Source organism: Flavobacterium amniphilum (assembly GCF_023634845.1).
GTDB lineage: Bacteria > Bacteroidota > Bacteroidia > Flavobacteriales > Flavobacteriaceae > Flavobacterium > Flavobacterium amniphilum.
Window position 1 is genome coordinate 1 of record NZ_JAMLJL010000025.1, and the last position, 12,785, is coordinate 12,785.

The following is a 12,785-nucleotide window of genomic DNA, read 5'->3' on the forward strand; positions in this document are numbered from 1 at the left end:
CTGCAAGAAGACCTTAAGGTGGTTATTGCGGCGGGGCTCACCTCTTCCCATTTCGAACAGAGAAGTTAAGCCCGCCTGCGCAGATGGTACTGCAATCCTGTGGGAGAGTATGTCGCCGCCTTTCTTTTAAAAATCCCCATCATTTCTGATGGGGATTTTTTGTTTTACATTGTTTTGATTTATCAAAATAACCTGAAGTCCACTGGACTTTTATTTCATACCGTTCGACCTTCGGTCTCGGGTCTCCTCTTAATATCAAATGCTCGATTCGGGCTATGCCCTCGGGTCTTTAGAAAGCCCTATCCAAACGGATAGGGTTTTTTGTTTTGCATTGTTTTGATTTATCAAAATAACCTGAAGTCTAATGGGCCGGGATTCCTTATCTTGATGTATGTTGTTAGTTGGCTTCGCTTAGTTCGGCTAAACCTTAAATATTTTCAATATCTTTTATCTAATGATGAAGGTGGTGTTTTTTTATAATAATCTATTTTTATAATAATTACAGTGGTTGTTTACCGGACATATGTCGCATTTAGGATTTGTTGGTCTGCAAATTTCCCTGCCAAGAAAAGAAATTGACATTCCGATTTCTCCCCAGATGTTCTTGTCTAAAACTTGCATTAATTGCTTTTCTACCTTATTCCCATCTTTTGATTCGTTAATTAATCCTATTCTGGGGGCAACTCTGATAACATGTAAATCAGCTATAATACCCTCGGCTTCAACTTTACTTTCACGCATAATTACATTTGCTGATTTTCGCCCTATACCCTTTAATGCTGTTAGAGTATCCATTGTTAGAGGAACATTTTCATCTTTTTTTAATAATTGTGCTATTTCAATAATCCAGTTGGCTTTGGTTTCGAAGTTTCTTACTTTTGAAATATAAGGTCTCAAGGTTTCTATATTTGATACGGAAAGAGTTTCCATGTTAGGGAAGGCATCAAATAATACTGGTGTAATTTTATTGATATTTGCATCTGAATCTTGAGCAGAAAGTATTACCATGATTAGTAATTGGTATGTGTTATGATAATCCAGAGGATGCTTTTTACCTTCGTATTTATCGAGTAAAGGCTGTAGTTTTTCTGTCCATTCCATATATTTAGAATAAAAAAATCCAGCAAAAGCTGGATTAAAGTTATAGTAATTCTAATGTTCTTTCAAGTGCCATACCGCGTGATCCTTTAATAAGTATTGTTGCATTTTGTATTTTATTTTGGTATTCTTTGCTGAAATTGTCAAAAGTTTCGAAAAAGAAAAGATGCTTTTGGGAAACTTTATTATGATAGAAGTCTTTGCCAATAAAGTACACATTTATGTTTTCTTCTTTTTTTAAGCTTTCAATGATTTTCTTATGCTCCTCAATGCTTTCGCTGCCTAATTCAAACATGTCGCCTAAAACAGCTATTTTTTGAGTTGATTCCAGTTGGATTAAATTTGTTAATGCGGCGTTCATACTTGAAGGGTTGGCATTATATGCATCAAGTATAATGTGATTACCGTTTTTCTCAATCAATTGAGAGCGGTTGTTTGATGGTATATAGTTTTCTATTGCGTTCTTTATGTCGATATCTTCAATGTTGAAGTATTTACCAATTGTGATAGCTGCATTAATATTGTTTGCGTTATAAATGCCAATTAGGTGAGATTGTATGGTGGTATTGTTTGAAAAATCTACTTTAACTAATGGATTAGCAATTGTCGAATTGATTTTTATATCACTATTATCTGAGCTACTAAATGTGTATTTGTTTAGTGCTTTTGTCTTCTCAACCTGGATAGGATCATCAAGATTTACGAAAGCAGTTTTGTGATTTTCCTGCAAGTAAGTATATAATTCGCTTTTTCCTTTTATAACACCTTCAAATCCTCCAAATCCTTCCAAATGTGCTTTTCCGAAATTTGTGATATAACCGAAATCAGGCTCAGCTATATTGCAAAGTAATTCAATTTCTTTTTGATGATTTGCTCCCATCTCGACAATTCCAATATCGGTATTTTCATCGAATGAAAGTAGGGTTAAGGGAACACCAATATGATTGTTTAAATTTCCGATTGTAGCCTTAGTGTTATATTTTTTTGAAAGAACACAATTGATGAGTTCTTTTGTGGTTGTTTTTCCATTGCTGCCTGTTAAAGCAACAATTGGTAATCCGAGTTGGTTTCTGTGATAATTGGCTAAATCCTGTAATGTTTTTAAACTGTCATTAACCAAAATCATTTTATCTTGATCAGAATAATAGTTCTTATTGTCGATAATTACAAAAAGAGCTCCTTTGTTTAAGGCTTCCTGGGCAAATGTGTTTGCGTCAAAATTATCGCCTTTAAGTGCTACGAAAAGGGAATTTGATTCTATTTTGCGTGTATCTGTTGAAATAGATTCACATTGTAAAAAGCATTGGTAAATTTCTTCTATTTTCATATAGCGAATGTACTAAAAAAATAAGAGCCCTAAAAATAGGGCTCTTATTTTGTATGAAAGTATGATTAATTTCTTGGTCTTTTCTTGAAATCAGATTTAGGACCAACTCTTGACATTGCACATCTGAAACCGATGTAGTCAGTAGCGATGTCTTGGTGGCAATATCTTCTTGATGCAGGGTCTAGCCAGTAAGCTCTGTCTCTCCAAGAACCTCCTTTGTAAACTCTAACGTCATTTCCGATTAAAGTTGTTCTTTTAACTGATTTGTCGAATTTGCGATCCATTGATTTTGTTCCTGAAACAGTATCTTTAACTGAAGAAACTTTATGGATTGGAGAGTCATACATTCTTTTCTTTTCTGAAATTGGAGCGTCAGTACCATCGCTGCTTCCAAAGTCAAAGAAACGAGTTGATGATTTATCTCCGTCTCTGTAATCGATATTGTTACTTGTTGAGAAGTTTTGTCTTAAGTAAGTTTCTTGTTCGTCAACAGGTATCTGAGCAATTTCTCCCGGTTTGTTACGAGCAATAATTTTACCATTACTTAAAGTATCGTACTTCATTGTTTCAGTTGTTACGAACTCAACTTTTCCTTCTTTGTCGATTTTGTTTTTAGTATAAACGTTTCCACGGAAATAGTTGAAATCATTTGCCTCGTCATCAACCATAGGTCTGTAAACGTCTTGTACCCATTCTGCAACGTTACCTGCCATGTCGTATAATCCAAAATCATTTGGTTTGTATGATTTAACAGCAGCTGTAATATCAGCATTGTCATCTGACCATCCAGCAATTCCTCCGTAATCACCTTTGCCTTGTTTGAAGTTGGCTAATTGATCACCTCTTGTGATTCTGTTGCCAGAACGTGTGTATTGACCTTTCCAAGGATATTTCTTTTGGCCTCTGTAAATGTTGAATTCTCTGTTTCCTACGTCAGCAGCTGCAGCATATTCCCACTCAGCTTCTGTCGGAAGTCTGTATTCAGGTAATAAAACACCTGAAGTTTTTTGTGCGTATACATTTTTAGGTCCATCTGCGCCGGCAGTTGAAGTTGTATCAGCTTTCTTGGCTTTTTTAGACTTACCTGCGGCACGTCCCATTTGTTTTTGTAAAATAATTTCTTCGTTACCACCAAAAGATGTTGATGGAGATAGTAAGTATGGCTCAGTGTTGAAAGTGTTGTTTGCATCAACATCAACAACTTTAGCCCCTTTTTTCATATAACCTTCTCTTTCAAGGATTGCCTCGTTCACACGGTCAGTTCTCCATTTAGCAAACTCAGTAGCCTGAATCCAGTTAACACCTACTACAGGATATTGTGAATAAGCTGGGTGTCTTAAGTAGTTATTGGTCATAGTTTCATTATAACCTAATCTGTTTCTCCATACTAAAGTATCAGGTAAAGCACCTTCATAAATATGGCGGTAGTTTGCATCCGCAGGAGGGAATACTCTTTTTAACCAATCCAAGTACTCCATGTACATGATGTTGGTTACCTCAGTTTCATCCATATAGAATGACTGTACGTGTTGTTGTGATGGAGTGTTGTTCCAATCATGCATAACGTCATCTTGTACTTTACCCATAGTAAATGTACCACCTTCAACTAAAATAAGGCCAGGAGCCGTTTCTTGTTTTGTAAAATTGGAGTTGTACTGGAAACCTCCGTTGGGATCGTTAATTTTCCAGCCCGTAGCAGACGAAGTGTTTTTCGTGCTTGACTTTTTACTACAACTCGTAGTAAAACTTAACAGTACCATCATAGAAAAAAGTACTTTTACCGTCATTGTTTTGTTTACTTTCATACTTTTAGTAGGTAATTATTTTGTGGCGCAATATAATAATTAACCATTAAACTGCAACACTAAATGAATAAATATTTTAAAAAAATCTTAAAATTTTAGACGTTAACATCACATCATAACGTAAACTTGTTTTTTATATTGTGTATTTGGCTATTTTTACCGATTAAAATATTTATAGCTTTTTTAGCGTTAGTAATCTGTATGAAGAAGATTTTATATATTCTGGTGTTATGCTTTTTTCAACTTCTTTCTGCTCAACGAAGTGGGAGTGTTTCTTTGCAATGGAGCGAAAAGCCTTATAAGTTGAATGACCGGTTCCAATTCACAATTCCTAATTTCCAGAATGAGAATTTTTCTTATGATGAGACAAGAAAGGTTATTGTATTTACTAAAATATTAAAAATTAGTGACGGCTATTCAGGTAATACAATTCAAGTTTCGAATGTGGTTTATGAAACTATTTCTGCTGAAAAGTTAGGGGAATTGGATAAGAAAAGTATTCCGAATGCAATTAATGTTTATTCAGAAGTGGTCAGAAGCCGTGATGATTTCTCAAATGTATTGCAATTTTCTCCTATTATATTGGAGAATGGTATATATAAAAGAGTAAAGTCGTTGGATTATAATTTTGTTTCAAGTTCAAACAGGCAATTCGATTCAGAAACCAGAAGAGCAGTTTCTAGTTCTGTTTTGAGTTCAGGGACTTGGAAAAAGTTTTATGTTGATAAATCTGGGGTTTATAAAATTTCCAAGCAATTTTTGAGTGAACTTGGTTTTGCTGTCAATGTTGATCCCAGGACAATAAAATTGTACGGAAGTGGTGGAGAAATGTTGCCTTTGTTGAATTCTGCTTCTTATCAGGAAGATCTGACTGAAAATGCAATTCAGTTTGTTGGTGAAGATGATGGTGTTTTTAATGATTCCGATTATATTCTATTTTATGCTAAAGGTCTTGATAATTGGAGTGATGAAAATCAGACCCATTTAAATTTATATGCGACTAAAGCTTATTATTATGTTACTTCTTCTTCCGGTAACGGAAAAAGGATTCAATCGCTTTCCGAGCCGGTGACAACTCCGGATAATGTGTATACATCTTTTGATGATTATAAATTCCTTGAAGAAGATAAGGTAAATATCGTAAGATTGGGCAGAAAATGGTATGGTGACTCCTTTAGTGCGCAAAACGAAAAAGACTTTGATTTCAATTTTCCGAACTTGGTGACTACAACACCTGTATTAGTAAATGTCAATGGTGCGGCTTCCGGAGCAGTAAGTACATCTTTTAGTGTTAATGTTGGCGGTCAAGATCAAGGAAATTTGACTTTTAGTGCGATTAATCCTGACGGACCGGTCTATGCTTCGTCTAATAATGGGACGTATTCTGTTAATCTTACGAGTGGAGGGTTTAAGGTTAAATTGAAGTATAATAATAATGGTGTGCCTTCGGCAACTGGTTATTTGGATTATATCAGTGTAAGAGCAAAATCGCAGTTGCGGGGTTTTGGTAAGCAGTTCCTGTTTAATGTAGATGAAGTAGCTATTAATGTTGGTGTTTGTGAATATCAAATTGCCAATGCTTCTGCAATTAGTCAGGTGTGGGATGTTACTGATATTTATAATGTATCGGCGAAATCAAACAATGGACAAAGTCAGTTTTCGGTTTTGGCAACCATGGGTGAAGCTAGGAAATATATTGCGATAGATAATTCTGATTTCTATTCGCCTTTAAGGGATAGTGATTCGTCAGTAGCTAATCAGGATTTGAAAGGTGATGTTTTTAAAGATAGTCAAGGGAATTTTCAGGATGTCGATTATTTGATTGTTACACCACAATTTTTATTGTCCCAAGCTGAAAGATTGGCTAATTTTCACAGAACTACAAATCAGTTAAAGGTTAAAGTGGTTACGCTTGAAAAATTATACACTGAATTTTCTTCCGGAAAACAGGATATCGGTGCCATAAGAAATTTTGTGAAGTATATTTATAAAAACGCTTCAGATCCAACGAAGAAAATTAAATATGTATGCCTTTTTGGTGATGCTTCTTATGATTTTAAGAACAGAATTGCAAACAATACTAATATTGTACCTGTCTTTTACAGTTTGGATAGTTTCTCATTGGTTTCGTCATTTATTTCCGATGACTACTTCGGAATGATGGATAATAATGAAGGGAATATGTTGTCTGCCCAAGGTTTGGATATTGCCGTGGGAAGAATGTTGGTTTCAACACTGGCCCAGGCTGAGCAAATGGTTTCAAAAGTAATCGATTACCATGATGAGAAATCTTACGGGAAATGGCGTAATAATCTGGTTTTCTTTTCAGATGATGTAGATAAGGAAAGTGATGCTACTTTACAGTCTGTTGTCGATAATTTGGCCAATACGGTTACTTCGAATAAGCCTTTTTTCAATGCTAAGAAAATTCATGCCGACTCTTATGTGCAGGAAACTACTTCAGGAGGGCAGAAATATCCAAAAGCCAAGGAGGATTTTATTAATTCGTTTGCACAAGGAGCTTTGATTTTTGATTATTTGGGTCATGGAAGTGAGGATGTTTTAGCTCAGGAACGTTATTTTGAAAATGTTGATGCTCAAAATTTATCCAATAAATATAAGTATCCTCTATTTATAACAGTTACTTGTGAATTTACACGCTTTGATAATCCGTTCCATAAAACAGGGGGCGAATTTACGTATTGGAATCCTTCGGGTGGAGCTGTCTCCATGGTTACCACTACAAGACAGATAGGGCAAAGTACCGGTGAAAATTTCAACCAGCGATTAGCTCAGTATTTATTCGCTTATGGTTCAAATAACTATGTTTCAATTGCTGAAGCTGTCAGGTTAACCAAAGGAAGTATGTTGAATTCGGGTAATAATGTTGTTTTTTATATCGGTGATCCGGCTTTGAAATTGGCAATCCCTAGACCAAGAATTACTTTGACTAAAATAAATGATGTTCCGGTAAATGCTGTTACAGAGCCTTTAAAAGCTTTGAGTCTTGTAAAGCTTTCGGGAGAGGTTACAGATGAATTTAATACGCTTCTGTCAAATTATAACGGAGAATTGTCAATTAATATTTTTGATAAAGAAATTGACCGTACAACATTGGGTAATGATGGGACAATGGTTGGAGGAGTAGTTCATAAAATGAATTTCAAAACATTGGGAGAAACTATCTTCAGAGGAAATGCTTCGGTTACAAACGGATTGTTTGAATTTAGTTTTGTAGTGCCAAAGGATATTAAAATCGCAGAAGGAAATGGTAAGGTAAGTTTTTATGCCAAAAAGAACAATGCGATGGAAGACCAGACGGGTTTTGATACAACGATTAGAATCGGAGGGCTGAATACAAGTGCAGAAGTTGATAATACCGCCCCAAGAGTTCGTTTGTATATGAATGACGAATCGTTTGTTTCGGGTGGTATAACTAATGAATCGCCTATGTTCTTGGCTTTTCTCGAAGATGAAAATGGAATTAATACCGCAAGTGGAATCGGTCATGATATCATCGCTTATCTTGATGGCGATGAAACAAAACAGTATGTTCTGAATGATTATTATGAGACCGAATTGGATGATTATACTAAAGGAAAATTGAAGTTTCCGTTCCAGAATTTAACTCCCGGTTTGCATACTTTGACATTTAAGGCGTGGGATGTATACAATAATTTGATTACATCTGAGTTACAGTTTATAGTGGTGGATGATGAAAAGCTTGTTTTGAAAAACGTTCTGAATTATCCTAACCCTTTTGTGAACCATACAGAATTTTGGTTTACACATAATAAACCTTTTGAGCCTCTTGAAGTTCAGGTTCAGGTCTTGACTATCAGTGGTAAAGTGGTGTGGAGTAAAAACCAGACAATCACAACTGAAGGATTTACGTCAAGAGATATTACCTGGGACGGCCGGGATGATTACGGTGACCGTATTGGTAAAGGAGTTTATGTTTATAAGTTGACCGTGAAATCAACGCTCACGAACAAAAAGGTTGAAAAATTTGAGAAATTAGTGATACTTTAATAAAAAGTATATATTTGTTGAATATTTTGAAAAATATAATGAAAAAACTAATCTTACTTTTTACTGGGTTGTTGGCTTCTTCTAACACATTCGCCCAGAATGAAAGACCAATTACAACAGGAGTACCCTTTTTATTGATTGCTGCCGATGCCCGTTCTGCGGGAATGGGGGATAACGGTGTAGCAACATCTCCGGATGCATTTTCTCAACAGTTTAACCCGGCAAAATATGCTTTCTCTTTGAAGAAAAGCGGATTTTCGGTGAGTTATACGCCTTATCTGACCGACTTGGTGAATGATATTTCATTAAGCCAGATTACTTATTTCAACAGATTTAATGAAAGAAGTGCTTTTGGAGGAAGTTTGAGATATTTTGGTTTGGGGGATATCGAATTGACAGATCAAAATGGAAATTCAACCGGATCGGTAAAACCGAACGAGTTGGCTTTTGACTTGTCTTACTCTTTGCAGTTAAGTGATAAATTTTCAATGGGTGTTGCCGGAAGATATATCCGTTCTAACCTGAAAATTGCTTCTTCATCCGGTGATGCTTCAGCGGCTAATAGTTTTGCTGTAGATGTTGCAGGTTATTACGAATCTTCTGAGATTGCATACAATGATTTTAACGGTCGTTGGAGAGCCGGTTTCAATTTGCAGAATATGGGGCCGAAAATTTCCTACGATGGAGATGTGGAAAGAAGTTCTAATTTTTTGCCGGCTAACTTGAGATTGGGTGGAGGTTTTGATTTCATTTTTGATGAATACAATAAAGTAACTGCGAATCTTGAATTTACAAAATTGTTGGTTCCTACTCCGCAAATCGTAACAGATGCGAATGGTGATGGTTTTATCGACGGTCCTGAATATCAGGCTGCTGCTGATGAATATAATAAAGTAGGTTGGGTTTCGGGTATGTTCAAATCATTTGGTGATGCTCCGGACGGATTCAAAGAAGAATTAAAAGAGTTGACTTACTCTACAGGTTTGGAGTATTGGTATCAAGATTCGTTTGCGCTGAGAGCTGGATATTTTAATGAAAGCAAAGATAAAGGAGCCAGAAAATTTGCTACTTTAGGTGCCGGATTCAAATACAATGCAATCAAAATCGATGCCTCGTATTTGTTCTCAATGTCGAGAGTTAAAAATCCTTTAGAAAATACATTGCGTTTTTCATTGACGTTTAACTTCGGAGATGATTACGACCAATATTAATAAGAATAAATAATTAAAACTTAATCCAAATTTCAATTGTGAGATTTGGATTTTTTTTCCCTTATAAAGTATGAAAGAAATAAAAATTGACACGAAAATCTTGGTTTTCCAATCCATGGAAGAGCTTTTTGATGAAGATCAGGATTTGATGAGAAGAGCGGTTGAAGTAAGGAAAAATGCCTATGCGCCTTATTCTAAATTTAAAGTTGGTGCAGCCTTGTTGTTGGATAATGGAGCAGTGGTGGTAGGTTCAAATCAGGAGAATGCTGCGTATCCGTCGGGATTATGTGCTGAGCGTGTGGCTATTTTTCAGGCCGGAGCGGTTTATCCTGATGCTAAAATTATAAGGATGGCAATTACTGCCGGGGCAACAGATAATGTGACTACAAAGCCAATTCCTCCTTGCGGTGCCTGTCGTCAGTCTATTTTTGAATATGAGTTCAGACAAGACACTCCTATTGAAATATTCTTCATGGGTGAAACCGGAGAAGTCTATAAATCAGATTCGATTCAGAATTTATTGCCGTTAACTTTTGATAAAAACTATTTATAATTATAAAAATTACGCTCTAAATTTCACCAATTATTTGGAATGTCTTACTTTTGCTCTTCGCAAATTTGTGTGAGGTCAATTTTTTGCGTTTTATAAAATAATTACACACAATACTTTACAAAGTCACATGAAAGAAGTAACAAAAGAAGTTTTATTAAAGTGGTACGAAGAAATGCTTTTTTGGCGTAAATTCGAGGATAAATTAGCTGCAGTTTATATCCAACAAAAGGTTAGGGGATTTTTGCATTTATATAACGGACAAGAAGCAGTTCTTGCCGGAGCGATTCATGCAATGGATTTGTCGAAAGACAAGATGATTACCGCTTACCGTAACCACGTACAGCCAATTGCAATGGGTGTTGATCCACGAAAAGTAATGGCTGAATTGTATGGTAAAGTTACCGGAACTTCTAAAGGTATGGGAGGTTCAATGCACATTTTCTCTAAAGAACATGGCTTTTATGGTGGTCACGGAATCGTGGGAGCTCAAATCCCTGTTGGTGCCGGAATCGCTTTTGCAGATAAATATTTTGAAACCGGAGGTGTTACCCTGACTTATTTTGGTGATGGTGCTGCGCGCCAGGGGTCATTACACGAAGCATTCAACATGGCAATGAACTGGAAATTACCGGTTGTTTTTATCGTTGAAAACAACGGTTATGCAATGGGAACTTCTGTGGAAAGAACAGCAAACCATACTGATATCTGGAAATTAGGTTTAGGGTACGAAATGCCATGTGGACCTGTTGACGGAATGAATCCTATCAAAGTGGCTGAGGCTATGCATGAGGCTATCGACAGAGCTCGCAGAGGTGACGGACCGACTTTCCTTGAAATGAAAACGTACCGCTACAGAGGACATTCTATGTCTGATGCGCAATTATACAGAACCAAAGAAGAAGTGGAAGAATACAAAAAAATCGACCCTATCACTCAGGTTCTTGATTTGATTAAAGAAAATAAATATGCTACTGATGCTGAAATCGAAACGATCGACCAGAGAGTTGCCGATTTAGTGACTGAGTGTGAGAAATTCGCTGATGAATCTCCATTCCCGGATCCACAACAGTTGTATGACGTTGTATACGAACAAGAAAATTATCCATTCATTCCTCATAAATTATAATCAGTATGGCAACAGTAATTACAATGCCGCGTTTGAGCGATACTATGACGGAAGGGACCGTGGCAACATGGCTTAAAAAAGTGGGTGACAAAATTAAGGAAGGTGATATCCTTGCAGAAATTGAAACTGATAAAGCAACAATGGAATTCGAGTCATTTAATGCCGGAACTTTATTGCATATCGGAATTGAAGAAGGACAATCTGCACCGGTTGATTCATTATTAGCAATCATTGGTAATGAAGGTGAAGATATTTCAGCTTTATTAAGCGGAAGTGCTGCTCCTAAAACCGAAGCAGCTGCACCGGTTGCGGAAGAAAAAACAGCGGAAGCTCCTAAATCAGCCGAATTACCGGCTGGTGTTAAAGTGGTGACGATGCCGCGTTTAAGTGATACCATGACTACAGGAACTGTAGCGACTTGGTTGAAAAAAGTAGGTGATGCCGTAAAAGAAGGAGATATCCTTGCGGAAATCGAAACGGATAAAGCAACAATGGAATTCGAATCATTCAATTCAGGTACTTTATTGTACATTGGAATTGAAGAAGGTGGTTCGGCTCCTGTTGACAGTATATTGGCAATTTTAGGCCCTGCAGGAACTGACGTTTCAGGTGTTGTGGCTAATTTTAAAGTTGGAGGTGCTGTTGAAGCTCCTAAGGCTGAAGAAATAAAAACAGTTCCAACAACTACAAATGTTGTTGAACCTAATTCAAATAATAACACTTCGGGAAGAATTTTTGCTTCTCCATTGGCTAAAAAAATTGCTCAGGAAAAAGGAATCAACTTAGCTCAGGTAAACGGTTCAGGTGAAAACGGAAGAATCACAAAAGCTGATGTTGAGAATTTTGTTCCGGGTACAGCTGCGGTGAGTACACCGGTTCAGGCTTTGGTTGAAGCTACATCTGCCGTTGCTGCTGTTAAGCCATTTGTTCCTGCGGGTGAAGTATTCCAGGAGGAAGTGAAAAATTCACAAATGCGAAAAGTTATTGCTAAGCGTTTGTCAGAATCTAAATTTACTGCACCGCATTATTACCTGACTATCGAGTTGGATATGGATAATGCAATTGCATCCCGTAATATGATTAACGGTTTGCCTGATACTAAAGTTTCATTCAATGATATGGTGATCAAAGCATCAGCTATGGCATTGAAAAAACATCCTCAGGTAAATTCACAATGGAAGGAAGAGGCCATGATCATCAATCACCATGTAAATATTGGTGTGGCTGTGGCAGTTGAAGACGGATTGGTTGTTCCTGTATTGAAATTCACGGATCAAATGACACTGACTCAAATTGGTGCTACCGTAAAAGATATGGCGGGAAGAGCTAAAATTAAAAAAATCCAACCGGCAGAAATGGAAGGAAGTACATTCACGATCTCTAACTTGGGAATGTTCGGAATCCAGTCCTTCACTTCAATTATCAACCAACCAAACTCTGCAATTTTATCGGTAGGCGCTATCGTTGAGAAACCAGTAGTTAAAAATGGTCAGATCGTTGTTGGGAATACCATGACAGTTACATTGGCATGTGACCACAGAACTGTTGACGGTGCTACCGGAGCACAATTCCTTCAAACGTTCAAAGCGTTTATGGAAAACCCGGTTACGATGTTAGCGTAATAAAAAATTAA

8 protein-coding genes and 1 rRNA gene are annotated in these 12,785 nt (G+C 36.7%); 6 read left to right on the plus strand and 3 right to left on the minus strand.

Going from position 1 to position 12,785, the window contains the following annotated elements:
• The first annotated feature begins 14 nt into the window (after positions 1-14).
• A 5S ribosomal RNA gene (gene rrf / locus NAT51_RS18335) occupies positions 15-124 on the plus strand.
• A gap of 350 nt (positions 125-474) precedes the next feature.
• Here rrf and NAT51_RS18340 read toward each other — a convergent pair.
• The 3 genes from NAT51_RS18340 to gldJ form a co-directional block, all read right to left on the minus strand.
• Positions 475-1,101 carry an endonuclease III domain-containing protein gene (locus NAT51_RS18340; RefSeq protein ID WP_250601316.1) on the minus strand — a complete coding sequence of 209 codons (627 nt, stop codon included), beginning with the start codon at positions 1,099-1,101 and terminating at the stop codon, positions 475-477.
• A gap of 40 nt (positions 1,102-1,141) precedes the next feature.
• On the minus strand, positions 1,142-2,425 hold the full coding sequence (locus NAT51_RS18345; protein WP_250601318.1) for a UDP-N-acetylmuramoyl-tripeptide--D-alanyl-D-alanine ligase: 1,284 nt from the start codon (positions 2,423-2,425) through the stop codon (positions 1,142-1,144).
• A 65-nt stretch (positions 2,426-2,490) separates the two neighbouring features.
• A complete protein-coding gene (gene gldJ / locus NAT51_RS18350) occupies positions 2,491-4,230 on the minus strand; it encodes a gliding motility lipoprotein GldJ (protein WP_250601320.1) in 1,740 nt (579 codons plus the stop codon).
• A 201-nt stretch (positions 4,231-4,431) separates the two neighbouring features.
• Between gldJ and porU the strand changes: the two genes are divergently transcribed.
• The 5 genes from porU to NAT51_RS18375 all read left to right on the plus strand — a co-directional run bounded on the left by porU (position 4,432) and on the right by NAT51_RS18375 (position 12,774).
• Positions 4,432-8,262, plus strand: a complete 3,831-nt coding sequence (gene porU, locus NAT51_RS18355; protein WP_250601322.1) for a type IX secretion system sortase PorU — start codon at positions 4,432-4,434, stop codon at positions 8,260-8,262.
• A 38-nt stretch (positions 8,263-8,300) separates the two neighbouring features.
• The gene (gene porV, locus NAT51_RS18360) at positions 8,301-9,473 is read left to right on the plus strand and encodes a type IX secretion system outer membrane channel protein PorV (protein ID WP_250601324.1); all 1,173 of its coding nucleotides are present in this window, start codon (positions 8,301-8,303) and stop codon (positions 9,471-9,473) included.
• A 70-nt stretch (positions 9,474-9,543) separates the two neighbouring features.
• Positions 9,544-10,026: a cytidine deaminase gene (gene cdd / locus NAT51_RS18365; RefSeq protein ID WP_250601326.1), complete on the plus strand. Its 483-nt coding sequence runs from the start codon at positions 9,544-9,546 to the stop codon at positions 10,024-10,026.
• Positions 10,027-10,153: 127 nt separating this feature from the next.
• Entirely contained in the window at positions 10,154-11,152 is a 999-nt protein-coding gene (gene pdhA / locus NAT51_RS18370; RefSeq protein WP_250601328.1) for a pyruvate dehydrogenase (acetyl-transferring) E1 component subunit alpha, read from the plus strand.
• Positions 11,153-11,157: 5 nt separating this feature from the next.
• Positions 11,158-12,774: a pyruvate dehydrogenase complex dihydrolipoamide acetyltransferase gene (locus tag NAT51_RS18375; protein WP_250601330.1), complete on the plus strand. Its 1,617-nt coding sequence runs from the start codon at positions 11,158-11,160 to the stop codon at positions 12,772-12,774.
• Positions 12,775-12,785 lie beyond the last annotated feature (11 nt).

Excerpts from the sequence above, each read along its gene's own strand:
- NAT51_RS18340 (WP_250601316.1), bottom strand. The coding sequence starts at position 1,101 with ATGGAATGGACAGAAAAACTACAGCCTTTACTCGATAAATACGAAGGT.
- NAT51_RS18345 (WP_250601318.1), bottom strand. The coding sequence starts at position 2,425 with ATGAAAATAGAAGAAATTTACCAATGCTTTTTACAATGTGAATCTATT.
- gldJ (WP_250601320.1), bottom strand. The coding sequence starts at position 4,230 with ATGAAAGTAAACAAAACAATGACGGTAAAAGTACTTTTTTCTATGATG.
- porU (WP_250601322.1), top strand. The coding sequence starts at position 4,432 with ATGAAGAAGATTTTATATATTCTGGTGTTATGCTTTTTTCAACTTCTT.
- porV (WP_250601324.1), top strand. The coding sequence starts at position 8,301 with ATGAAAAAACTAATCTTACTTTTTACTGGGTTGTTGGCTTCTTCTAAC.
- cdd (WP_250601326.1), top strand. The coding sequence starts at position 9,544 with ATGAAAGAAATAAAAATTGACACGAAAATCTTGGTTTTCCAATCCATG.
- pdhA (WP_250601328.1), top strand. The coding sequence starts at position 10,154 with ATGAAAGAAGTAACAAAAGAAGTTTTATTAAAGTGGTACGAAGAAATG.
- NAT51_RS18375 (WP_250601330.1), top strand. The coding sequence starts at position 11,158 with ATGGCAACAGTAATTACAATGCCGCGTTTGAGCGATACTATGACGGAA.